Annotated in this window: 19 protein-coding genes; 10 read left to right on the top strand and 9 right to left on the bottom strand. The window is 55.7% G+C overall.

Features of this window, described 5'->3' with window-relative positions; genetic code table 11:
• Positions 1 to 72: 72 nt before the first annotated feature.
• Entirely contained in the window at positions 73 to 687 is a 615-nt protein-coding gene (gene yihA / locus ACP4CD_RS17120; RefSeq protein ID WP_426991785.1) for a ribosome biogenesis GTP-binding protein YihA/YsxC, read from the bottom strand.
• Between the two features lie 112 nt (positions 688 to 799).
• Between yihA and ACP4CD_RS17115 the strand changes: the two genes are divergently transcribed.
• From ACP4CD_RS17115 to ACP4CD_RS17100, 4 genes are all read left to right on the top strand, one after another.
• Positions 800 to 1,474 carry a cytochrome c4 gene (locus ACP4CD_RS17115; protein ID WP_168028628.1) on the top strand — a complete coding sequence of 225 codons (675 nt, stop codon included), beginning with the start codon at positions 800 to 802 and terminating at the stop codon, positions 1,472 to 1,474.
• A gap of 371 nt (positions 1,475 to 1,845) precedes the next feature.
• Positions 1,846 to 2,451 (top strand): thiol:disulfide interchange protein DsbA/DsbL, encoded by a 606-nt coding sequence (locus ACP4CD_RS17110; RefSeq protein ID WP_168028630.1) that lies wholly within the window; start codon positions 1,846 to 1,848, stop codon positions 2,449 to 2,451.
• Between the two features lie 108 nt (positions 2,452 to 2,559).
• Complete coding sequence (locus tag ACP4CD_RS17105) at positions 2,560 to 4,086, top strand: diguanylate cyclase (RefSeq protein ID WP_426991784.1); 1,527 nt, start codon at positions 2,560 to 2,562, stop codon at positions 4,084 to 4,086.
• Positions 4,087 to 4,100: 14 nt separating this feature from the next.
• On the top strand, positions 4,101 to 5,420 hold the full coding sequence (locus ACP4CD_RS17100) for a GGDEF domain-containing protein (RefSeq protein WP_426991783.1): 1,320 nt from the start codon (positions 4,101 to 4,103) through the stop codon (positions 5,418 to 5,420).
• A 53-nt stretch (positions 5,421 to 5,473) separates the two neighbouring features.
• On the opposite strand, the gene ACP4CD_RS17095 is transcribed toward ACP4CD_RS17100, so the two are convergent.
• On the bottom strand, positions 5,474 to 6,160 hold the full coding sequence (locus tag ACP4CD_RS17095) for a hypothetical protein (protein WP_064031456.1): 687 nt from the start codon (positions 6,158 to 6,160) through the stop codon (positions 5,474 to 5,476).
• Between the two features lie 211 nt (positions 6,161 to 6,371).
• Positions 6,372 to 8,066 carry an exo-beta-1,3-glucanase gene (locus tag ACP4CD_RS17090; RefSeq protein WP_426991782.1) on the bottom strand — a complete coding sequence of 565 codons (1,695 nt, stop codon included), beginning with the start codon at positions 8,064 to 8,066 and terminating at the stop codon, positions 6,372 to 6,374.
• Positions 8,067 to 8,295: 229 nt separating this feature from the next.
• Between ACP4CD_RS17090 and ACP4CD_RS17085 the strand changes: the two genes are divergently transcribed.
• Positions 8,296 to 10,020, top strand: coding sequence for a multicopper oxidase domain-containing protein (locus ACP4CD_RS17085; protein WP_064031459.1), 1,725 nt, complete (start codon positions 8,296 to 8,298; stop codon positions 10,018 to 10,020).
• Positions 10,021 to 10,062: 42 nt separating this feature from the next.
• Here ACP4CD_RS17085 and ACP4CD_RS17080 read toward each other — a convergent pair whose 3' ends face one another.
• A complete protein-coding gene (locus ACP4CD_RS17080; protein WP_426991781.1) occupies positions 10,063 to 10,845 on the bottom strand; it encodes a multicopper oxidase domain-containing protein in 783 nt (260 codons plus the stop codon).
• A 56-nt stretch (positions 10,846 to 10,901) separates the two neighbouring features.
• Positions 10,902 to 11,702 (bottom strand): multicopper oxidase family protein, encoded by an 801-nt coding sequence (locus tag ACP4CD_RS17075; protein WP_426991780.1) that lies wholly within the window; start codon positions 11,700 to 11,702, stop codon positions 10,902 to 10,904.
• 249 nt (positions 11,703 to 11,951) lie between these two features.
• Between ACP4CD_RS17075 and ACP4CD_RS17070 the strand changes: the two genes are divergently transcribed.
• Positions 11,952 to 14,582: a UPF0182 family protein gene (locus ACP4CD_RS17070; RefSeq protein WP_426991779.1), complete on the top strand. Its 2,631-nt coding sequence runs from the start codon at positions 11,952 to 11,954 to the stop codon at positions 14,580 to 14,582.
• A gap of 38 nt (positions 14,583 to 14,620) precedes the next feature.
• Here ACP4CD_RS17070 and ACP4CD_RS17065 read toward each other — a convergent pair whose 3' ends face one another.
• Complete coding sequence (locus ACP4CD_RS17065) at positions 14,621 to 15,067, bottom strand: Rsd/AlgQ family anti-sigma factor (RefSeq protein WP_426991777.1); 447 nt, start codon at positions 15,065 to 15,067, stop codon at positions 14,621 to 14,623.
• Positions 15,068 to 15,166: 99 nt separating this feature from the next.
• Between ACP4CD_RS17065 and ACP4CD_RS17060 the strand changes: the two genes are divergently transcribed.
• Positions 15,167 to 16,006 (top strand): hypothetical protein, encoded by an 840-nt coding sequence (locus ACP4CD_RS17060; RefSeq protein ID WP_426991775.1) that lies wholly within the window; start codon positions 15,167 to 15,169, stop codon positions 16,004 to 16,006.
• Between the two features lie 35 nt (positions 16,007 to 16,041).
• Here ACP4CD_RS17060 and ACP4CD_RS17055 read toward each other — a convergent pair whose 3' ends face one another.
• The 3 genes from ACP4CD_RS17055 to ACP4CD_RS17045 form a co-directional block, all read right to left on the bottom strand.
• A complete protein-coding gene (locus ACP4CD_RS17055) occupies positions 16,042 to 16,428 on the bottom strand; it encodes a hypothetical protein (RefSeq protein ID WP_064031462.1) in 387 nt (128 codons plus the stop codon).
• A gap of 164 nt (positions 16,429 to 16,592) precedes the next feature.
• Positions 16,593 to 17,426: an SDR family oxidoreductase gene (locus ACP4CD_RS17050; RefSeq protein ID WP_281021834.1), complete on the bottom strand. Its 834-nt coding sequence runs from the start codon at positions 17,424 to 17,426 to the stop codon at positions 16,593 to 16,595.
• Complete coding sequence (locus ACP4CD_RS17045) at positions 17,423 to 18,013, bottom strand: DUF4124 domain-containing protein (protein WP_426991773.1); 591 nt, start codon at positions 18,011 to 18,013, stop codon at positions 17,423 to 17,425. Before ACP4CD_RS17045 ends, ACP4CD_RS17050 begins: the two co-directional genes overlap by 4 nt.
• A 78-nt stretch (positions 18,014 to 18,091) precedes the next feature.
• Here ACP4CD_RS17045 and recC point away from each other — a divergent pair, with 78 nt between their 5' ends.
• The 3 genes from recC (at position 18,092) to recB (ending at position 24,694) form a co-directional block, all read left to right on the top strand.
• Positions 18,092 to 20,899, top strand: coding sequence for an exodeoxyribonuclease V subunit gamma (recC, locus tag ACP4CD_RS17040; RefSeq protein ID WP_426991772.1), 2,808 nt, complete (start codon positions 18,092 to 18,094; stop codon positions 20,897 to 20,899).
• Between the two features lie 83 nt (positions 20,900 to 20,982).
• Positions 20,983 to 21,186, top strand: coding sequence for a hypothetical protein (locus ACP4CD_RS17035; RefSeq protein WP_426991771.1), 204 nt, complete (start codon positions 20,983 to 20,985; stop codon positions 21,184 to 21,186).
• Positions 21,176 to 24,694, top strand: coding sequence for an exodeoxyribonuclease V subunit beta (gene recB / locus ACP4CD_RS17030; RefSeq protein WP_426991769.1), 3,519 nt, complete (start codon positions 21,176 to 21,178; stop codon positions 24,692 to 24,694). The genes ACP4CD_RS17035 and recB overlap by 11 nt, the downstream gene beginning before the upstream one ends.
• The last annotated feature ends 68 nt before the right edge of the window (positions 24,695 to 24,762 follow it).

Here is a 24,762-nt window from a genome sequence, read left to right as displayed (position 1 = left end):
ACCTCGACGATCGAGATTGCGGATCGGCTTGGGCTAGCCTTCACGCGGGATCGCCGGCACTATCCGGCGCTTTCAAGCGCTCGGTTCGGACGAAAATCCAAACCATTCGTCCAACACCTGGTGTACGTCATCGATGCCGGTTTTATTCAAGGCCGAAAACAATTGCAGGCTGACGACGATTTCGGCCCGGCTCAAATCGCGCTGCACTTGTAACAACGTGGTTTTGGCGGCGCCGTATTTCAATTTGTCGGCTTTGGTCAGCAGGATGTGCAGCGGCAGCTTGCTAAGCTCGCACCACTCCACCATTTGCCAATCGAAATCGGTCAACGGATGGCGAATGTCCATCACCAACACGATGCCGGATAGCGCTTTGCGATTCTTCAGATAGGTTTCCATCATTTGTTGCCATTCCCGTTTCATCGCCTCCGGCACTTTGGCGTAGCCGTAGCCGGGCAAATCGACCAACTTGCGGTCGTCGTCGATGCGAAAGAAATTCAACAATTGGGTGCGGCCGGGGGTTTTGCTGACCCTAGCCAACGCATTTTGCTGCACCAGCGTGTTGATCGCGCTGGATTTGCCGGCATTGGAACGGCCGGCAAAGGCGATTTCCATCCCTTGATCCGGCGGCGCATCTTGCAATCTCGGCGCGCTGGCGACGAATGAGGCCTGATGATAAAGGGGGTTCATGACGATCTCGCTTAGTCAAATTAAATCGGTTAGAATCCCGGCATTATAACGTCTATAGGCAAGTGTCCATTTGCTTATGTCGATCCATCATCCTGAACAGGGGCTTCAAATAATGATAAAAAAACTGCTGACTGTTTCCGTCACCTTGGCTCTGGCCTTTACCGGCCACGCGTACGCGCAGGGGAATAGTGGCGCGGGCAAAACCAAGGCGGCGGCTTGCGCCGGTTGCCACGGCGAAGACGGCAACAGCATGATGCCTAGCTTTCCCAAACTGGCCGGTCAACACCAAAATTATCTGGCTAAACAGTTGCAAGCGTTTAAATCCGGCACCCGCAATTCGCCGATGATGGCGCCGTTGGCGGCCGGCCTGGACGAACAAGCGATACAAGAAATCGCCACCTATTATTCGGCTAACCGCATCGCCGGCAACCCGGCTCCAAAGTTACCGGACAATGACGACGACGAGGCGCCCGCCAAAACCGACGAACAGAAAAAGGCCGAATTGACCGCGCTGATCGCTCAAGGTAGCGACCTGTACCGCAACGGCGATCTGAGCCGCGAAGTTTCCGCTTGCGTGGCCTGCCACGGCCCCTTCGGCGAAGGCAACAAACCCGCCTCGTTCCCAGCCCTGCACTCTCAGCACGCCGATTATTTGATTAAGTCGCTGACCGATTTCAAATCCGGCGCCCGCAGCAACAATCCGGAAAACATGATGCACATGATTGCCGGAAAAATGACCGATCAGCAAATCCAGGCCGTTGCGTACTACATCTCCACGATGAAGTAGCCTAATCCGCCGCCGGCCTTTTCGGACCGGCGGCGCCGTCTGTCGCTGTTTCGCCAAACAAGCCGGTTGAATCGGCTCACCGCCTCCCTCCGCATTGTCGGCCCGCAACGGGCGACATCCGACCTCCTCCTAAAACAGCCGGATGCGGAGCTTGCCGAATCGGCGTCCAGCGTAACGCCAACCGTCGTGCCAACCCGTCTTCATCCGCCCGAATTTTGCGTTTTTCGTAGCGGCGGCTATAGTGTCGGCACTTTATCGGGACAGCCGAGTCTGAACCGACAATGCCGGATTCGGCGGCCATGTATCCTGTTTCATTCATGCCGACCGGGATAACATTTTTGTTGGGATTTCATTCTTACGGAGAACTATAGATGTTGAAAAAAATCGCGATATTAGGCCTGTTTTGCTTCACCGCGCTGGTGCGCGCGGAAGGCGGCTACGAAACCTTGACCCCCGCCCAACCGGTACAAAATCCAGAGAAAGTCGAGGTGATCGAATTCTTTTGGTACGGCTGCCCGCATTGCTACAGCCTGGAACCGTCGATGGCGGAATGGCTGAAAACCAAGCCGGCCAATGTCGAGTTCATCCGCCAACCCGCGGTTTTTAGCGACATCTGGGGCAAGCACGCCAAGGCGTTTTTTACCGCCGAGGCCCTCGGCGTGCTGGATAAAGTCCATGCAGACTTTTTCGACACCATTCAGAACAAAAAACAAAAACTGATCAGCGAAGACGAACTGGCTAAATTCTTCGCCGAACACGGTGTCAAGGACGAAGATTTTCGCAATGCTTACAATTCCTTCATGGTCGACGCCAAATTACGCCAGGCCGAAGCGATGGGGCCGCGCTACGGCATCACCGGCGTACCGGCCTTGATTATTAACGGCAAATATAAAGTGACCGGGCAATCCGCCAAATCCCAAGCCAATATGATTAGCGTGACCAACGAACTGATCGCGCAAGAATCCCAAAAGAAATAACCAGCCCCAGCGCGTTGTTCGGCCGGGCCAAGGTCCGGCCGCCGCGCGACTTATATTGAATAGTCTATAATTCTCCGTCGGCGAATTGTAAATTTTGGGGCATGTTTCATGGTTTTTTTCAGGAACAAGGATGACGGGCAGGAACAGTGGAAGGAAAAGTACTTCCGCCTGCTTGAAGACCAGGAAAAAACCGAAAAACAGTACAAGGCCAACGAAGATCTGCTTTGTAAAACCATCGTCCGTTTCGCGTTGGCGGTTAAGGGTCTCAATCGCCAATTGGACCCCCACTTAAACCGGATACGCAACCTACTGAAAAATGGCTTGCAAAGCCAGTTGCTGCAAAAGGAACTGACCGCGTTCTCCAGTGCCTTGATCATGCTGGAAGACGATGGAGCCAATCATCCGCTCGATTCCACATTGCTGTTCGAATTTCTGGGCAAGCTGTATCCGCAATGGCCAGACCAGTTCGAAGATATACAGCAACGCTACCAAAACCGGCAATTCGCCAATAATCAAGCGCTGTACATGGCGCTGCTGGAGTTGATCGACCAGGACAAATCGGCCAACAGTATCGATTTGGCGCTGGATTTCGCCGAGATCGACAAGAAGGCCATCAATCTGCAGTTAATGAGACTGCTTGAAAGCATCGATATTCCAACCCAATTCGCCGAGAAATCGGCGCAAATCAAGCACCGTCTGAACGAAAACCAGTCATTGGGACCCATTTTCGACGACACCGTGGCGTTATTGCTCACCATCAAAAAATACATGGAAGCCGAGCAATTGGAAATGGCGGCGTTTCTGTCGAAATTGACCGAACAATTGACCGAGCTGGGCATCAAGGCCATCGGCGTCAATCTGGCTAACGAATCTTCGGCCAAAAAACGTAACCTGCTGGATCGCACGGTCTCGGATCAACTGGTGGATTTGCAAACGCAATCGGCCAACGCCACCCAGCTCGAACCCCTCAAACAGTTGATCAATAGCCGCTTGCAGACCATTAGCCAACAAATCCAAGCTCACAATCAACTGGAACAGCAGGAACGCGAAAAAGTCGACCGCGAATTGCGGGTGTTATCGGAAAAATTGAAAGACATGGAAGCGGAATCCGGCGAATTGCGGGAACGCTTGGACCAAGCGCAACACCGCGCCACGCGGGATCCGTTGACCGGTTTGGCAAACCGGCTTGCGTTCGAAGAACGGATTGACCTCGAAATCGCGCGCTATCGACGCACTCTTCAGGCGTTCTCGTTGATCGTCTGGGACGTGGACTTTTTCAAGGCCATCAACGACACCTACGGCCACAAATCCGGCGATAAGGCCTTGGTAGCCATCGCCAAACTGTTATCCAAACACTGTCGGCAAAGCGACTTCGTTGCCCGCTTCGGCGGCGAGGAATTCGTGATGCTGTTGCCGGACACCGATGCCCAAGCGGCATTGTCGGTCGCCGAAAAATTGCGGGCCATCGTCGGCAACAGCGGCTTCGTAGCGAACGGTAACCGTTTGGCGATCACGATTTCCGGAGGCATCAGTCAATTTGCCGCCAACGACACCCAAGAAACCATCTTCGACAGGGCCGATAAAGGTTTATATCAAGCCAAACAGAACGGCCGAAATCGTTGCATAGTCGCATAATCGGGATTTATTAAATGGAAGTCATGTCCCCGTACGCCAAACCGGCCGACATCGAAAAGTTTTTGTACAAATTGGTGTTGCAACTGCTGATATTTAGCCAGGGCAGCCACAAATTATTGGAACCCCATTTGGTGACGATAGGTGGCAAGCTCAGAAACGGCGCCAATTTGAACGATTTGGTCGGCGACTTGCACTCGGTTTCCAAAACCCTGCTACATATTTCCAAAACCAAACAAGACGTCAAACCGGAAACGCAAACCTACCCAGCCGCCCAGGACGATTATCTATTAAACCGCCTGGACGAACTGCTCGCCGAATCCGAAGTACCGCTACGCTTCCAGCAACATACCACGTCATTGCGGCAACGCATTCGAGAACGCGACGGCGAACAATCCTATCGAAAAGTCATCGATTCGGCATTCAGCCTGTTGTTGAACGTTAGGGATTTTACCGTTTCCGAACAATCCGGCGTTGATGCGTTCTTATCCGATTTGAGCAATCAATTGATCGAGATCGAGCAACAAGCTGAAATCGCCAGCGAAGCGAATCGACTGTCGATCGATAGTCGCGACTCGTTGAATCATTCGATACAACGCCAAGTTCACGATTTTCAGGATACGATGCGTTCTGTCGACGAATTGAGCAGCGTCAAAAGCAAGACCGGCGAACATCTGGATCGGCTGTTACTACAACTGTTGGAACACAAACAGCAAGAAGATGCCAGACAACAAGAAGCCCAGCTGAAGATTGAGACGATGGCACTCAAGCTGATGGAACTGGAATCGGAAACCGAATCGCTACGGACCAAACTGAAAATTGAACACGACCGCGCCTTGGGCGATCCGTTGACCGGGCTACCGAACCGCGCCGCCTACAATAACCGGGCCGAAATGGAGCAAAACCGGTGGCGCCGCTATCGTTCGCCGTTGTCTCTGGTGGTTTGGGATATCGATTATTTCAAGCGCATCAACGATACTTACGGACACAAAGCCGGCGACAAAACCCTGACCTTGGTTGGTCAATTGCTGGCTAACAATTGTCGCGAAACCGATTTCGTGGCGCGCTACGGCGGCGAAGAGTTCGTGATGTTGATGCCCAACACCAGCGCGCTGCAAGCACTGGAAGTCGCCGAGCATTTGCGGAAAATGATTCAAGGATGCGGCTTTAATTCCAACGGCGAGCAAATCGATCTGACGTTAAGCTGCGGTATTAGCGCATTCGACAACGATGACACGCACGACGATGTATTTGTTCGAGCCGACAAGGCCTTGTACCATTCAAAACGCTTGGGCCGCAACCGATGCACGGTGTATGCGGCCGAGATTGACAACTAACCGAATCGACTTGTTTGTTTCGACAAAACGGCTAAATTCGGTGGCAATAACGATTACGCGTAACTTACGGTTCTCGTAAACTTTTGAAATAGAGCCACCGGCTCCAAGCAACGATCGAAAATACCGATTGCCTCGTCGCAGGAAATGACTTCCTGCTGGCTATCCAGGATAAAATTCGCCAAACTTAATATACATTGCCAATGGCAGGAGTTTTCGACGAAACGGAAAGCCTGTTCCAGCAATTCCTGCATTTTTTCTTCGCGCTGAGCTTTGGAAGCGATGAAACATTCCAAATACCCTTCGGCTTTTTCCAAGTCGCTGTAACCGCCGTAATTATGTAGGGCTTCAAAACTCATTAGACCCAGGTTGAAAACCTCGTCGTCTCGAATAGCCACATATTTAGCTTCGGCCAAAGGCCCGACCAATAAGTTGACGACATCGGCTTCGTAAGCCCTTTGACAACTATGCTGATAGGGTTCGTCGGAAAATGTGGCGAAACTTTCCAGCACCGCTATCGGCAAATTTTGAATTAAATTGCCATCGACGACTTTGGCGGTAAAGTATCGACTATCGAGGCTGGGACGTTTAAGTTGGATTTCGAAAAATACCGGGGGTAATTGTTTTTGGCGATTGCCTAAATGTATCGCGGCGGCATGCCCCGCTTCATGGAAAGCCGTCCGCCGATTTAGCTCGTTGGGATGAACAAACGCGGACTTAGTAGAGCAAAAGTTCCGTTCCATAAGTAACCTCGTCCAAAAAAGATGCGGCACTGAGGCCGCATTGAGGAAGGATATTAAACTCTTTACCCTTTAGGAGAGGGAGCGCATACAAGAGTTGCACATAGTTTATTGGCATCCTCTCGATTTGGAAATGTGACAAATTGCCGCGCGGCAAACTGTCACTCGATCCGCGTCAAAAATTACTTCGTACACGGTTAGGCCGAAATCAATGTCATTCGGCGCGGTGACGATTGGTCCAGAACGGCAGCGACAACGTTACCAAGCAACCTAACCAGCCCAAGAGTTGCCGGTTATATAAGGTATATTCCAACGCGACCGGTAAACCTGCGGACAATCCAGGATGGGCCTGGATAAAATCTCGGCCGCCCAAGAAGGCCATAGCTTCTCCAAAGACCATCGCCAAACAGGCTAGCATCAGGGAATAAGCGATCAGCGGATCGCGTCGACGACCTAAATTCCAACCGATTAATTGATCGAAAGACAATAGCTGACGATTGATCTTGCCGTGCGCCAGCCACTGACAAGCCATCAAACCCAGGATACCGAGCGCGGGTATTGCAAACTGTTCGATTGGAAAACTCAAATATCGGCCGTGAAAAGCCAAACCGTATGTTTTATAGAACGCCAAACCGATAAACAGCATATACGCGGTGCGCAAGATATTGGCCATTCCGAAATCGCCGGCTTTATCGCGTAAAATCGCCGAACAACGATACAACAACGCGGCCGCCAAACCGGTATTGGCGAGCGTGATAACCACGGTATAGGCGCGTTGCCAAACGCTATAACTGGTATACCAAAGAAAGTCGGCCAAACCCACCAAACAGGCGGCAAACACTTGGGCCAACGCCAAAAACAAAATCAAGCGACTAATAGGCAACGTCGCCAGTGAATTTCGAAAAAGCCCAGCCGCCAACAGCAGCAATAACGAGGCGAGCGCATAAGTAATCGGCCAATCCGGGTTTTCGTAAACCGGTCCGGTCAACGGAAACACCGGCTCCCTATCGACCGACAACAAACCCCAATTGGCGCCGACCACGCCTTCCAGCTCGCTTTTCCAGGGTTGGTTGAAGGCTTCCACGATGTTGTAGTCGAAGCCGTGCCGATTGGCGACCTGTATCATGCCGCGAATGAACTTGGCTTCGTTGACCACGCCGGGTACCGCCATGCCCCGTTGCCGCCCGGCGCTGGGCCAGCCCGACTCGCCAATTAATATCGGCTTGCCCGGTGCCACGCCGCGCGCTTCGTTTTCGACTTGGCGAACGATCTTTTCCAAATGCTGGGAGGCATTATCGACCGAAATCGGCTCGTCCTCCCAATAGGGCAAAATATGGATGGTGATGAAATCCACCTCGGCGAACAACTTGGGATGCTTCATATACATCGACCACACATCGGCGTAAGACACCGGTTGCTTGACCGCCCGCTTCACCTCGCGGATGTAGCCGATCAGCCGATCCACGTCTAACTCGCCGCGCAGCAGCACCTCGTTACCGACAATCACCCGTTTCACCACATCCGGATTGGCGTTGGCTGATTGGATCAACGCATCGACTTCCTTGCGGTTATCCTTATAACCTCCGCCTATCCAGGCGCCCTGTATCATTTTCAAGCCGGATTTGCGGGCCAAATCCGGCGTCGGCTGCAAACCGCCCAGACTCGAATAGGTGCGGATGGTTTCGGTCTTATCGGCCACCACCTGCAAATCTTCTTCGACGTGTTCGGCGAGCGGATAAATCTCTTCTAGGGGACTATAGCCCTCGCGGAATGGCGCGAACGACAAACTGCGCAGTTTGCCGGAAGGCACGTCAGTACCCGCGTCTTGCGGGCGATTGGACAACCAGTCGTAACCGCCGTGAACGGCAAGTATCAACAATAGGAACAGCAGGATTCTGGAGCTGGGCATGATAGCGATGAAATCAGTGAAGAAGGCCGGATCGGCTAGTAATTTGCTAGCGTCGTGGAATTATAAAGGGCATTGTTTGGTTTGCGAAAACCGCATCTATCCAAGCGACTCCGGTAATAAAGAATTGCTGTACTTTGCCTATGGGTTCTGGTTACAGTATCGCGCTTTTCTAATGTTCTTGGCCGCCACCCGGGTGGCTAGATAGTCGTCTGCTTTATGAGGTTTTTCTATGCATAAAAAGGTTATCCCCATGCTGTGTGGGGCTCTGCTGCTGCCGTTGTCTCCGCTTGCCCTAGCGGTCGCCGACAAGCTGCCGAGCTCGACCAGCGTTAAATTGGGTGCGGCAGAGGAAGTTTGTTCGGAATTTACCGATGCCAAATGGCGTGACGCGCAAGTGATCGACGGTGTGGAAATACAAGAATCACGGATGTGTAACCCAGATAATCCCGCCGAGGTCGCGGCCTTCGTCAAAGGCACCAACAATATATCGATGGCGACGCTGATGGAAACACAGTTGGCCGCCGACGCGCTGACTGTCAGCAACGATATGGACGGCGACGGCGATCCCGACCATTACATCATCAAGCTGGAAATCGCCGAACTGAACGGCCATTCGCCCGACATGCGCGAACCGACCACCACTTTCGACATCGCGCCCGGCATTCAACCGACCTTCTGGGTATTCGCGCCGAAAACTCGCGACATGTCGACGCTGAGTCTTTACGAACCCATCGCCAACCCTTTGCTCAGAGCACCCTCGCCAACCATAAGGGTCGAGCAGGGCGACATTGTCTGGATCGTACTGGAAAACAATCATTACTTTCCGCACTCCATCCATTTGCACGGCATCGACCATCCCTACATGGATCATAGCGGCGAAGGCAATGACGGCGTCGGTCAAACCAGCCAAATGGACGTGTTGCCCGGCCAAAGCAAAACTTACGTGATCAAGCCGCGCCAACCCGGCACGATGTATTACCATTGCCACGTCCAGCCGCACGTCCACATTCCGATGGGTTTGCAAGGCATTTTCGTCGTCGAGGAAAACCGGCCAAACAACTGGGTGCAAGTTTTCAACGTCGGCAACGGCCAGGTTCGCCATCCTTCGGTCGCCGTCAAGGAAAAGTACGCGGCCGAATACGACTTACACTACCAGTCCGCCGACAAGGAATTGCACGAAATGGCTCGGTCGGCCAATGATCCGCGCCTATTGGCGCGCCGCTTGAATCAGGAATACGACATCACGGATGCCAAGCCGGATTACTTCATGCTGAACGGGCGCTCGTTTCCGTACACCTTGCGGGAATCGTTGATTCTGATGGAAGAAAACAAAAAGGTGAAACTGCGGGTTCTCAACGGTCATGAAGAAGCCTTCGCGCTGCACATACACGGCCACAAGCCGATGGTGACGCACTACGACGGCGTCGATAACGGCCCGTCTTCCTACATCAAACGCGACGTACACGGCATGGTGCCGGCGCAGCGTCTGGATTTGGAACTGAACGGCGTCGACGACGGCCTGAATAGCTTCGGTCAAGGCGTGTGGATGTTCCACGACCACGTCGAAAAATCGTTCACGACCAACGGCATGGGCGAGGGCGGCGACATCAGCTTGGTCGTCTACAAAGGGTTCATGGACGAACGGGGCATACCCAAAGTTCACGGCATGAGTCTGGCGCCTTATTTCACCAAGGAATTCTGGCAAGGCAAATTTCCGGCCTGGCAAGATTACGACGCCTGGAAAAGTTTAGGCTTGCCGGAAATCACCACTAAAAAGCAGGCCGCTTTCGTGCCGCCCCCGCCGGTAGCGCCGAAAACCGACGCAACGGCGCAACCGACCGGCTCGGACACGTCGTTCTTCGGTCAACTGTTTAACGGTATTCTGCTTGGCGGCTTGCTGTACGCGGCTTACATCAACCGCGAACGCATCCTGTCGATGTTCGCCAAAAAATAATGCTGCACGGCTCCGAGCGCCTCGCTCGGAGCCGCTCCCGCTTCAATAAACGTAAAACTGCCGCATCATCCCCAAATCCTCGTGCTCGAGGTTATGGCAGTGGTAAAGAAACAAGCCTTTATAATCCTGAAACGGTTTGGCGATTTCCACGACTTCTCCCGGCATCACCAGCACCGTATCTTTCCAACCGCTGTCGATAAATCCGTCCTTGACGCTGGCGTAGCCATCGGTATCGGCGGCATGTCGGGACAGAATCTGATATTGCTGGCCGTGTAGATGAATCGGATGGGCCATATTCATCATCGCTCCTCCCATTCCCCCCATATCATGCTCGGGGTTCGGGTCTGCGTCGCCTCCATGCCGCATACCGCCCATCATACCCATGCCGCCACGGTGACCGCCGCGGGAATGGTCGTGAAAAATCCGGATCTTCTTGATCGATCCCAACGGTACTTTCTCGGCTTCCACGACCCTGTCCATCGCAAACGACATGCCGTTCAATAGCGGCCGCATCGGCTGCATCGAAAGCGCGATCGGCAGCGGGCTATCGGCATTGTCGGTGTCGGCGGCGGTCAAGCGCCGGAACGGCACCAGTTTTTCCGGCAATTTCGGCGAATCGGAGACTTTTTCGGTAACTTCAAATACCGCGATTGGAAATTTAGCGCCTTGGTGTATACCGCCGTGCATCATGCCTCCGTGCCCCATCCGTTCGTACATCGCCGGCATCACCCCGCTGTACGGCAGACTATATAGCGTCAATTTCGATCCGACCGCGCGGCCGCTGAAGTCCAGCCACAAATCGATACGCTCGCCCGGCGCCAACATCAGATAGGGCCGGGTTTCCGGCCGGGCCAGTAAACCGGCGTCGGTAGCGATGGCGGTCAGCGGCGTGCCGTCGTCCCAGCCCAGCTTATAAATTCGGGAATTGACCCGTTCAAGGCCCTGAACCGATAGGCCCTGGATTTGACTTGAAACCCGGCGTTCGGCTTGCCGTTGACTAGAATGGTGTCGCCGAGAAAGCCCATCATCCGTTGCGGCATGCCGTGTACATAACGGAGCTGGTTGCGGTTGTCGAAGCTTCGATCTTGTATCACCAGCGGTAGGTCGTAGTCCCCGTCCGGCAAATCCAGCTTGGCTTCCTCGGCGTCCCGGACCACGATCAACCCCGACAATCCCCGATAGACCTGCTCGGCGGTCAGATTATGCGCGTGCGAGTGGTAAAAACTGGTGCCGGCCGGGTTACGTACTTCGAACTCGTACACATACTGCTCGCCCGGCGCTATCGTATACATCGGGTGGCCGTCGCTGCTTTGCGGAACATGCAAGCCGTGCCAATGTATGATTGTGGCCTCGCTAAGCTGATTGGTGAAATACACCCGCACCCTTTGGCCCTGCTGGAGATTCAAAATGGGCCCAAGGTAGTTGTTCGGCAATTGCACGAGGCTATTCGCCGGGCCCTTGCGCACAGTGCCGAAAAATTTCTGTACCGCCGTCGCCGGTCCTTGGTTCAATATCTCGACCCGAGCGAGCTTGGCCGTGAAGTCCAGCTCGACGTCCGGATGGAAACCGGCCGTCGGGGCATTTCGAAGCGTCTCGGCACTCACCCATCGCGGACAAGCCGCCCACGCACCGCCCAGGGCGGAATACTTTAAAAACCGGCGTCTGCCGGCGTCGATAGACATGGATGTACCCATGAGTTCCCCCTTCCTCGTTGTGATTGGCCTAATCGATAAGCTCTCGTTATTGACGCCGACCATACTCTTTTTCCTACCCCTAAACAACGCCCTATTACGCCAACCGAGTCCCTTACCGCGAAAGGTCACAATCCGGATTTGGGTGTTAGAATGCTCGGCTGGGGGCGATCTCTAATCACCGGCCGCGCGGCAAAGCGCCCATCGCGGCGGTGCCGGAATCTAAGCAAAGAGGAAATTATGCGTAACTGGAAACTGTTACCCGCGTTCGTGGCGGCGACCTTGGTCGCCGTTGTCGTGTCATACGTCGCGTTTTACTTCGTGTTTCTCGATTTTTTTGTCGATTTGTGGTGGTTTCGTTCGCTGGAATTCGAACCCTATTTTTGGCTGAGATTACTTTATCGCTTCATCTTCTCCGGTGCCGTGACGGTATTCTTCTTCGCCGTCTTCATGTTCCATTTCTGGATCGCCTCCCGCTACCTGGGCCTAAATCCACCCGACGAGGTGCTGCTCGACGACGGCAAACGTAAGCGCTTCCAACTCTTCGCCGAGATCTTCATGAGCGGCTCGACCAAGATCTACACGCCGGTATCCCTGCTACTGGCGATCGCGATCGCGGTACCGTTCTATCTGCAATGGGAACAAGCCCTGCTGTTTTTTTTCGGCAACGCGTCGGGCGTCATCGATCCGGTTTACGGCAACGACGTCAGCTTTTACATGTTTGCCTACCCGATCTACATACTGATTCAGAAAGAGTTGCTGATCACCGCCACTCTAGTGTTGGCGGCCACCGGCGTGCTCTATTGGCTGGAGCACATCTTCGTTCCCAACCAGAGCAAGGAATTCCCGCTTGGCGCGAAAATCCATCTGGGCGCACTGTTCCTGTTCGTCGTTGCTTTCGTGATCTGGGGATATTTGCTGGAGCGTTTCTCGCTACTGTACGTGGACAGCAACGAACCGGTGTTTTTCGGCCCCGGCTTCGTTGAGTTGCACTATCAGCTGCCGCTGATCTGGCTGGAAATCTTCTTCGTGGTAGCGATCGCCGCGGCCGCGCTGTTCTACGTGTTTTCCGAACGCCATCGCAGCAAGGTGCCGGCGGTGCTGGCGACCTTGGGTTTACTGAGCGTGGGCGGATTGAAACACACGCATTCTATTCCCGAGATGATCGAGAAATTCATCGTCAAGCCCAATTTTACGCGTACCGAAAGCGAATCGATGTTGAGTAACATCGACGCCACGTTGGCGGCATACGACCTGAACAATATCAAAACTATTGATTTTCAGGTCAATCTGGACGCCACCAAGGACATCGAAGAGTGGTCGACCAAAAAGCATTTCGAAAATATTCCGGTTTGGGACCGCGAATTTTTGATCGACAGTTACATGCAATTGCAAGGCATACGGCCGTATTACGTGTTTCCGACCGTCGACGAGGATCGATATTTCATCAACGGCCATCATCAACAAGTCAATCTGGCCGCACGCGAGGTCAATATCGAACGCCTGCCCAAGGAAGCGCAAAACTGGGAAAACAAACACCTGCGCTATACGCACGGTTATGGCGCGGTGATTTCGCCGGCCGCTCAAGACGCCGGCATCCCTATCGTTTGGTATTTGCGCGACCTGAACATGAGTTCCGAAGTTGGCTTCTCGGTCACGCACCCGGATATTTACTACGGTCAGGAAAAGTATCAATACGCGATCGTACCGAACAATTTAACGGTCAAGGACATTTCCAGCTCGCGCGACAGCAGCAACTACGAAGGCAAATCCGGCATCCCGATTCCATCGTATTTTCGGAAAATGTTGCTGGCGTTTTATTTGCGGGACGAAAAGATCTTTTTCTCGCCGAACATTTCCAACCAAAGCAAGGTGTTGATCCGCCGCAATATCGACGAGCGGATTACCGCACTGACGCCGTTCCTGCATCTGGATAAAGATCCCTATCTGGTCGTCGACAAAGACCGGCTCTATTGGATTCAGGACGCTTACACGCTATCCAATTACTATCCGGTCTCCAAGCCGGCCGCCGACGATTATTTGGACGGCAAGCATAAATTCAATTACATTCGCAATTCGGTGAAAATCGTTGTTGACGCCTATGACGGCGACGTCGATTACTACATCTCCGATCCCAAAGATCCGATTATCGCCGCCTATAATCGGGCATATCCAGGGCTATTCAAAAAGCTCAAGGATATGCCCGACCAACTGCTGCAACATTTGCGTTATCCGCGCGATCTGTACTACATGCAGATGAAGATCTACGCAAAGTATCATCAGCGCAGCCCGGAGCTTTTCTACGAGCAGGCCGAAACCTGGGAATACGCTAGCGTGGACGGCCAATCGGTGTTGCCTTATTTCATTACGATGGACTTCGACCGCTGTAACGACGAAGAAGAATTCGTCATGATCAATCCAATGACGCCGGTGCACAGAGACAATTTGAGCATGGTAGGCGTTGCCGGCACGATGGACCCGATTAATTGCGATCACAGCTACCAACCCGGCTTGACGATATTCAAGTTTCCCAAAGCGGTCCAGGTCAACGGTCCATCCCAGGTCAATGCGCTGATCGACCAAAATCCGGAAATCGCCGCCCAATTCACGCTATGGAACCAACAAGGCTCCGAAGTCCGGAAAGGCCGTATGGTGATATTGCCGATGGGCAATTCGATACTGTATGTACAGCCGATTTATATGTTGGCGACCAAAACCCGGATACCGGAGCTGGCCAGGGTCATCGTTTCGATCGGCAATCAAGTGGTGATGGATAAAACGCTACTGGCGGCCTTCAGCCGAATGAAAGACTTGTTCGTCAAAGGTGCCAGCGGTTCGGCTTCCGGCACCTCGGGCGATGAACCGAAATAGCTTGCCGCCGGCGTTGGATCGGCGGTAGCGAAGATCGGTCAATGCAACAGCATGGAACAAAGCCGGTCTTCAAGTTCCATCCGCTCGGCAAGATGTTCGCCGAGTTCGGACAGATCGCTGGCTAAATTGTCGGTCTTGAAATTGCGCCGGCCGTCATCGTAGCGTTCGCTGAACGTCACCGCCGACTCGGTGGTATTCGAGTACACCGGATAAATCTTGCCTGCGTAAGACAGCAATTCCGACGCGCCTTTAGCGTCGCTCAATACGTGCTCGTAAATCCCAAAATGACCAAGCGACACGTAATCGATCAGCAGTTGCGAGAATTGGGATAGCATCGGCCTAACCTGACCAGCGTCTCTGAAAGGTTTCATTTCCGCGATTTGGCAATACAGGGACCAAAGCGCGCTACGTTCCTCGCGCAGGGCTTCAACCCAGTGCAGATGGGTGGATGTGGTTTCGGTCACTGACGAATGGGATGCGATCACGGTACGTCTCCTTTTCAAATTGACGAAGTCTAAATTTAAGTGAGTTATTAATAAGCTTCAACAATCTGTTAATTAATAAAGATAATTTTCTCGAAAAATGTGACCCACTCTGCACCTTACCGCTTTGTTTTTACCGCGCTCGCCTGCGAAGCCAAACCGCTGATCCGAGCCTGGAGTCTGAAAAAGACTTCCGACAGTTCGGCATTTTCGATGTACACCGGCCCTGCCGGTACCGTGGTCGTCAGCGGTATCGGCAAAACGGCGATGGCCGGCGCGGTGGCGTATGCCTTAGCCCTGCGGCCGGTAACTAATCCGGTATTGCTTAATCTCGGCGTCGCCGGTCATCCGGAATATCCGATCGGCCACGTCTGTTTGGCCGACAAGGTCGTCGACGCCGACACCGGCCGCTGTTTCTTTCCGCAGCTGCCGTTCGACCTTCTCTGCCCGACCGCCAGCCTGATCACCTCGTCGAAACCGAACACGGCATACCTCCAAGACGCCTTATATGACATGGAAGCGTCGGCGTTTTACGAAACCGCCGTCCGCTTCGGCAGCAGCGAATTGATCCATTGCTTGAAAATCGTCTCCGACAACCCCGGTCGATCGATAGCGGCGATTAGCGAAATTCAAGTCGAAAGCTGGATAGGCACTCAGGTGCCGATGATCGAGAACGTACTCGGACAATTACAGGGCTTACGTCGGCAAATCGCCGTGGGTGGCGGAAACGATTGGTATGACGCTTGTCTGGCTCGTTGGCATTTCAGCGTCAGCAATGCCGGCAAACTGAAGAACCTGCTGGCTCGGTGGGACCTACTGACAAAACACGCCGAACCCGACTGGGACCCTTCTACGTTGAGAAGCGCCGCCGATGCGTTGAATTGGCTGGAAAATAAATTGGCGGAGATGCCGTTTTCGTTGCGCGAAACCGACGGGGGATAAAAAACAGGGTGCCAAAGGCACCCTGTTAAAAAACATTACAGCAATTTTTTCAGACCTTCGGTACCGGCTTTAGCTTTTGCCAAATGCTCTTTCGCTTCTTGCAGGTTCGCGGATTTCGCGGAAGTGATAGCTGCTTTCAGGTGACCCCTGACTTTGGAGTTTTCTCTGGAAACTTTGTCGTTGGCGTTGATTTCTTCTGAGAAATCAGCGGCTTTTTTGATCAGAGCCGCAACTTCGGCGTCTTCCGCGCCGTTGTTGATTGCGGCTTCGGCTGCACTGATGCGCTCGATCACGATGTTGACCGCGTCGATTGGCTTATAACTAACCCGGCCTTTGTCGGACTCGGCGCTGGCCGAAGTCGAAAAAGAACCCATCGCGACAGCCAAGGAGAAAGCGACAACAGCACTTTTGAAAATTTTCATGTAATAAACCTCACAGTTGTTTTTATTAAGAACATAGACTGGTTAATAGACCGCGTTAACCGCCATATGTCGGGCCGGGATAATAGCATAGATCATGCGGTTTGCGACCCGTTTATTACCCCTAAATGACCTCGAAAACGGCCATTTCCTTTAAAATACCAATGTTATTCGACGCTGACCAGCAAGCGGTCCAGCCAAGCCGTCGGCAATAGCCGTTTCAACCAGGCGAACACATAGGTCGGCAGCGTGACCGGATAGCGGCTGCGCGGCTTTTCCGACTCCAACGCATGGCGGACTTTTTCGGCCACCGCCGTCGCCGGCAATGTAAACGGCGAAGCCGGACCTTGCTTTTGCAGTCGGGCTTCCATCGCCAGATAAGTGTCTCGATGCGCGCTGTGTTCCGGATCGATGTATTTTTGGTAAAGCGCGAAAGCGTTCTGCCGGAAATTGCTCTTGATCGGACCGGGTTCTATCAGCACGATGTGAATGCCGCTGCCGCGCAACTCCAATCTCAAGGTATCGGCCAAACCTTCCAACGCGTATTTGCTGGCGTTGTACGCGCCGCGAAATTTCATCGCCACAAAACCCAGCACCGAACTGTTGTAAATGATCCGGCCATGGCCCTGTTTGCGCATCAGCGGCAAGATCAGATTGGTCAATTCGTGAGTACCGAATAAATTGGTTTCGAACTGATGCCGCAACACCTCGCGGCTCAAATCCTCGACCGCGCCGGGCTGACCAAACGCGCCGTTGTTGAACAAGGCGTCGATTCGACCGCCGGTCAGTTCTACCAAGGCCGCGACGGCCACCTGGATACTGGCCGAATCGGCCAGATCCAGTTGCAGACATTCGTATCCCTCCGACCGCAAGCGTTCGACATCCTCGGGTTTACGCGCCGAGCAGATTACCCGGTGACCGCGCTCGCGTAAGTAATAGGCGGTGCTGTAGCCGATACCCGACGAACAGCCGGTGATCAGCACGATTTTGCTGGAGGTCATGGTGGACTTAATTCCGATTCAGTGAAAGTAAAGGTCTTACCGCTGCTGCAATTGATCAAAAACACCAATTGTTCCAGCTTGCTCTTGGCGGTCAATTCGTCGGCTTCGACCCGTTGACACTCGCCGCTACTCAAGGCTTTTTGCGCGGCTAGCCGACGGAATTTCTCGACATCCGGCAATCGGCTTTCGAAGGGCTTGACCTGAGCCGGCAATTTTTCGGGATCGTAAGGCGGAATCGCAAACGCCGAAAACTGCAACGGATTCTGCTTGATCAGCGCCTGCGTCAATTCGGCTTGCGCCTTGGCGTCTTGCTTACGCTGGACGATCGCGTCCAGCTTGGCCTGTTGTTCGGCCTGTTCCTGCAAGGATTGCTGTTTCTTCCGTTCGGCTTCCTCGGCCTGCAAACGCTCGCTGGCGGTCAAATCAACCTTGCCGCCGGTGATGGTATTGACCTGCTCGGCCTTGTGTTCCTCGTTGCAGGGCGAGGATTGGTAATTGGTATGGCCGGAGCCATCGGTGCATTTATAAACGCCGGCCCAGCTATCGGCGGCCAGACACAGGGTTAGAAGGCAGAAAAGTTTTCTCATTGTATTCCTGTCGGTTAAACGCTACTGTAAAACTATTACCCAGCTTACGCCGCCTGTAAATCATTTTTTCCACCGCCGATGTTCGTTCTGCACAGCTCCAACAAAACTGAAAACCTGCTGGAGCATTTGGCGACCGTCATCGGCGCGGCACCGCTGGCGTCGCCGTTCGCCCCGGAAATTTTCCTGATTCAAAGCCAAGGCATGGAACGCTGGCTGTCGCAACAACTGGCCGAACGATTTCAGGTCTGGGGCCATTTTCGCTATCTGTTTCCGGCCAAGTTTTTCGGGGAACTGGCGGCTCGGCTGCACGAGCAACTACCGGATGCAGATTTCGACCGCCAACGCCTGCTGTGGCGTTTCGAAGCCTTGCTACGCGATCTCGACGACGAAGTCTATCAGGCTCCACGCCAATATCTAGCCGGCGACAACGTCGATTTGAAACGCTACCAACTCGCACTGCAACTGGCCCGGCTATTCGACCAATACCAGATGCTCAGACCCGACCTACTGAGCGCCTGGCAAAGTCGGCAAACGTTGTACGACAACGATAATGAGCGTTGGCAAGCCGCGCTGTGGCGCCGCCTCTCGGCTGCCGGCGGCAAACATCGCGGCCAGCACTGGTTGGAAACGATCGCCAAATTGAACACCGCTCCGCCCGGCACCTGGCAGCATGATTTACCGGAACGAGTCTCGGTGTTCGGCGTCAACAGCCTGCCGCCGTTGCTACTGAACTATTTGCAAGCCTTGTCGCGCCATTGCGACGTGCATCTGTATCTATTGAATCCGGTGCAGGGCTACTGGGCCGATTTGCCCAACAAACGGCTGTTAGCCCGACTTCAGGAATTCGACGGCCACCCTTTATTGGTCAGACTAGGCCAACAAGGCCGCGAATTTCAACAAATGCTGTTGGAACAAGTCGAGTTCGCCTTCGAACCCAGCAGCTTCGAAAGCGCCGACACCGCCGGCTTGTTGGGCAGCCTGCAAAACGACATCCTCGCCAATGCCGGCGCCGCCGGCCCACAAGCGGCCGACGCCAGCTTGAGCATACACGCCTGCCACTCGCGGCTGCGCGAGGTCCAAGTTCTGAAGAATCTGCTGCTGGATGCGCTGGAAAGCGACCCCAACTTGGCCTTGCGCGACATTGTCGTGATGGCGCCGGACATTCAATTGTACGCCCCCTTCATCAGCGCGGTTTTCGACGATATTCAGCACGCCGTCGCCGATCGTAGCCTGAAAATCAGCAACGCCGCGCTGGATGCCTTCGTCCGCTTTCTGGCCTTATCGCAAAGCCGGCTGGGCTGGCAGGCGGTGCTGGATTTGCTGGAACAACCATTGATCGCTGCCGGTTTCGATCTGGACGGCAATGATTTGGAGCTGATTCGCCACTGGCTGCTCGACACCCGAGTCCGGTGGGGGCGCTCGGCCGAGGCCAAACGGAGCCAAGGTTTGCCGGCGATTGCCCAAAACACTTGGCAGGCCAGTCTGGAGCGGCTGTTTGTCGGTTACGCGGCCGCCGACACCGAGTTCATCGACGGCATTCTGCCTTACCCGGACATCGAAGGCGCTTCGGCCGCCGCGCTGGGCGGACTGGCCGACTTCCTGAAACTGCTGTTTAGGGCAGGGGACGAACTGACCGCCGCCAAGTCGCTGGCCGAATGGTGCAAAACCCTGGATTATTACGCCGGCCGCCTGCTGGCCGGCGCCGATCCGGCCGACCGCCAGCCCTTGCAGGATTTGCTGGCCGAACTCGCCGAACTGGCCGACATTCACGACCAACCGGTAGCCTTGAGCGTCGTCGTCGCCTGGTTGAGCGGACGCCTCGACGAAACCAAGTCCGGTAACGGCTTTTTACGCGGCCAGCTGACGTTCTGCTCGATGCTGCCGATGCGTTCGATTCCGTGTCAAGTCATCGCCTTACTCGGCATGAACGACGGCGAATTTCCCAAACTCGACCGCCAACCCACTTTCGATCTGCTGGCCGAACATCCCCGCCTCGGCGACCGCTCCCGGCGGGCCGACGACCGCTACCAGTTTCTGGAAATCCTGCTGTCGGCGCGGCGCCGGCTGATTCTGACTTACGTTGGCCAATCGCAACGCGACAACAGCGAAATCCCGCCGTCGCCGATCGTCAGCGAATTGCTGGACGTGTTGCGCGACCATTACGGCTTGGCCGATCCGGTCATCCGTCATCCGCTGCATGCCTTCAGTCCGCGCTATTTCAACGGTGCCGAACCGACCTTGTTCAGCTACGCCGGCCACGATTGCGCAACCGCCGCACAATTGCGCGGCGAGCGCCGCCCGACCGAAGCCTGGTGGCGGGGCGAATTGGAAGCCGAACCGTTGGCTATCGTCGAAATTGCCGAATTACTGAATTTTTTCCAGCATCCGCAACGCTATTTTCTGCGCCGGCAACTGGACGTAAGGCTGCCGGTGTTGATTGCCGATGCCGAAGAACGCGAGCCGTTCGCGGTGAACGGCCTGGACGACTATCAAATCGCTCAGGACTGGGTGGCCGCCGAGTTGGCCGGCCGGCCGTTTTCGCTGGCCAAGCTGCAAGCCCAAGGCCGCTGGCCGGCGGCAGGTCCCGGCGAACTCGCTTGGCGGCGCCGCGAGCCGGGCGTTGCCGAATTCGCCGAGCGGATTCGGGCGCTGGCCTTGGGTGCCGCGCTGCCGGCCATCCATCTGGAATTGAATGTCGGCGACCAGCGTCTGATCGGCAAATTGGGCAATCTCTACGAAAACGGCGGATTGTTGTACCGCTACAGCAAACTGAAAGGCCGCGACCTGCTGGCCGCCTGGTTGCATCATCTGCTGATCAATCGCCGGCAGCCACAATCGACTTATCTATTGGCCGCCGACGCCGAACTGCATTTTTCCCTGACCTAGCCGATCCCGCCCAACTACCCTATTGGCTCGGGCTGTTCGAGCAAGGCCGGCGTCGGCCGGATGCGTTTTTCAGCGAAGCCGCGTTGGCCTACTTGCCGCACGACGAACCCGAGCGAGCGCGCAAGGCCGCGCTGGACCAAATCGTCAACGCGGTCGCGCTGGGTTACGAGCCGGAGATTGCTCAGTTGCTGGCTTACCGCGACCTGGACAGCTTAATCGACCCCGACTTCGAAACCGCGTGCCGGGACTGGCTGCAACCGATCTGGAGGGCCGCGCATGGCGCATGAAGCCTTCGATGCGATCGCCACGCCGCTGAATACCGGCATCAATCTGTTGGAGGCCAGCGCCGGCACCGGTAAGACCTACACGATCGCGATGCTGGTGTTGCGTTTCGTGGTCGAACGCGAACTGGACATCAAGCAGTTACTGGTGGTGACCTTCACCAAAGCGGCTACCGAAGAACTCAAGGAGCGTATTCGCGCCCGTCTGGCCGAAGCCCGCCAGGCCTTACTGAACCCAACCGCCGCCGCCGATTCGACGATCGCCGCTTGGCTGGCCGGCTTGGGGCTAGCGCCGGACATCGTCCGCCAACGCCTGGACGCCGCGTTGCTGGACATCGATCAGGCGGCGATCTTCACGATCCACGGCTTCTGCCAGCGCGCCCTAGCCGAGCACGCGCTGGCCAGCGGCCAGTTGTTCGATTGCGAATTAAGCGGCGATATCGCCGAACTGCAACAGCAATGCGCCGACGATTTCTGGCGCCGCCGGGTCGCCGACCGGCCTGCCTGGCAAATCGCGGTGCTGACCCGTGCTTTTCCGACGCCGGACAGCCTACTAGCCAGCGTCGTCCGGGTCGGCGGTCAGCAAGCCTTTCAACCGGCCGACACCGATCTGGATAGACAACTAGCCGAACTGGACAATGCGATTGCCGCCGCCAGCAGCGGTTTGGCGACGCTGGCCGCCACGCTGCAAACCGCCTTCCCGGACGGCCTGTTCAGCGCCAGCTTCGTCCGCGATTTTCCGGCCCGCTTTGAGGCCTGGAAAACCTGGCTGGCCGACCGCGCGGCCGAACTGCCGAGTCTGGACGGCCTAACCCGCGAAGCCCTGCTCGGCGGTTTGAACGGCGTCAAGTTCAAGACCGGCAAGGCCAAACCGCAAACGCCGGCCGAACAGAAACAAGCTTATCTGGACGGTCTCGGCGTCGATACGACAGCCTTCGATGGCTTGGCCGCGGCAGCCGACCAGCTGCAAACCGGACTGCGCGCCGCGCTGTTGGCAGATTTACGCGCCACGCTGGACGGCTTGCTGCAACAGCGCAACCTGATGTCTTTCGACGATTTGATCGTCCGGCTGGCCGGCGCGCTGACCGGCGCCAACGGCGAATTGTTGATCGCCGAATTGCGCCGGCGTTTCGCGGCGGCGCTGATCGACGAGTTTCAAGACACCGACCTGCACCAATGGCAAATCTTCTCGACCTTGTTCGCGGCGCCGACGCTGTACTTGTATTTGATCGGCGATCCTAAACAGGCCATCTATAAATTTCGCGGCGCCGACATCTTTTCCTATTTCGCCGCCCAGCGCCAAGCCGCGCAACATTACACACTGTCGCACAACTGGCGCTCGCATCCCGATCTGGTCGGCGCGGTCAACCGACTGTTTCAACGGCCAAGACCGTTTTTATTCGAGCAACTGGACTTTCATCCGGTCCTGGCCGGCCGGGACTGCGCCGACGGCAAACTCGCCGACGGCGCGCCGCTGGTATTGTGGCAGTTGGATAAAAATTCGGACAAACAGGAGCACTGGACCGCCCGGCAGGGCAGTTCCAGCGAAGTGGCCGAACGGCTGCGCGCCGCGACCGTCGCCGAAATCGGTCGGCTGCTGGCGGACGGTACCATCGTCGAAAACAACCAAACTCGCCCATTGGCGGCCGGCGACATCGCGGTGCTGGTCCGCAGCAACCGCGCCGCCGCCGATTACCAAACCGCGCTGCAAAGCGCCGGCATCGCCGCCGTATTGAACAGCAAGCAGTCGGTATTTGCTTCCGAACAAGCACTGGAATTACATGCCGTGCTGCAAGCCGTGGCGCAAGCCGGCCAGTTGGAAGCCTTGAAATCGGCGCTGACCGTATCCTGGTTCGGTTTGACCGGTCAGGCGCTTTACCGCTTGTTGCAAGACGAAACCGCGCTGGACGGCTGGATGAATCGCTTTCAGGATTATCTGCAATGCTGGCAACGCCACGGGCTGCTGGCGATGCTACAGCAACTGCTACGGCGCGAGGGCGTCGAAACCCGCTTGTCCGGGCAAATCCAGGCAGAGCGAGCGTTGACCAATATTCACCACCTCGCCGAACGTCTGCAACAGGCCGCGCTGGACGAGCATCTGGCGCTCCACAAAACCCTGGATTGGTTGCGGCGCGCGATCTTGCAAGCCGAGCGCGACAACGGCGACGATCGGCAATTGCGGCTGGAAAGCGATGCCGACGCGGTCAAGATCGTCACCACGCACAGCGCCAAGGGTCTGGAATATCCGGTGGTATTTTGCCCTGACTTGTGGCGACGTAGCGACCGACTGAGAAACGAGCGCTGGCTGGTGCAATGCCACGAAGACGGCGCGATGATGGCGGATTTGGGTTCCGCCGAGTTCGAGCGGCGCCGGGAACTCGCCTTGCGGGAAGAACTGGCCGAAGATCTGCGCTTGTTTTATGTCGCCGTCACCCGCGCCAAATACCGCTGCTATCTGTTTTGGGCCGACGTACGCGGCAAGGAGCGGCCCAACGAGTCGGCGATGGCTTATTTGTTCGAGTTCGCCGATCTGGATTTCGCCGGTCAACGACAAGTGTTGTCCGGTCTGGCCCAGGCCGCGCCGGCCTGTTTCGAGCACCGCCTGTTGGCAAGCGATGCCGTCGCGCCCGCCAGGCCGGCAACCAGGCCGCAACGGCCGAGCGCCGCTGCCGCGCTGGAATACCGTCGGCAAACCCGGGACCTGCGCAGCCTGTGGCAAATGAGCAGCTATACCGCTTTGGCCGAATCCGGCCACGATGCCGCCCCGGAACTGCCGGCCGACAAGGCCGCCGAACCGGCCGACGCCTACGTCGAAGCCAACGGCCTGCCCAAGGGCGCCGCCACCGGCAACGTCGTACACAGTTTGTTGGAGACGCTGAGCTTTCAAGCCTTGGCCGCCGGCGCGGATTTGGGCCGGCCGCGCGACATGGCTTGTCTGCGCCATGGACTACACCTGACTCAACCGGAGTTGCTTGACCAGCTGCTGGCCGCGACAGTCAGCACGCCGTTAACCGCAAGCGGCGGGTTTCGGCTAGCGGATTTACCGGCCGAGCGCTGCATCAAGGAAATGCCGTTTTATCTGTCGCTAACCGATCCTATCGATACCGCCCGCATCAACCGGCTGTTGGCCGGGTGTCCGACCTATCAAGCCCTGGCTCCAAAACGTCTGAACGGCTATCTAACCGGCTTCATCGACTTGGTTTGCGAATACGGCGGCCGATATTTTCTGATGGATTACAAGACCAACACCTTAGCCGATTACGGCCACGACTCGCTCACGTTGGCGATGCGCGAACACAACTACGGTTTGCAATATTGGTTGTACAGCGTGGTGCTGGACCGCTATTTGCGGCTACGCTTGCCGGATTACGACTATCAACGCCATTTCGGCGGCATCAAATATTTGTTCGTGCGTGGCATGCGCCCGGACCAACCCGGCCGCGCGGTCTATGCCGACCGACCCGACCGGGAAACCTTGAACGGCTTGGCGGCAATTTTCTTCCCCGCCGGCTGAAACCCGGCCGGATTGAATTTGGGTAACCCTCAAGTTTTCGGCCCATCGTCCGCTAACCAGACAGGCCG

This window comes from Methylomonas stagni, assembly GCF_050154735.1.
Classification (GTDB): Bacteria; Pseudomonadota; Gammaproteobacteria; order Methylococcales; family Methylomonadaceae; genus Methylomonas; species Methylomonas koyamae_A.
Note: the sequence above shows the minus strand (reverse complement) of the source record. Positions and strands in the feature narration are given on the sequence as shown.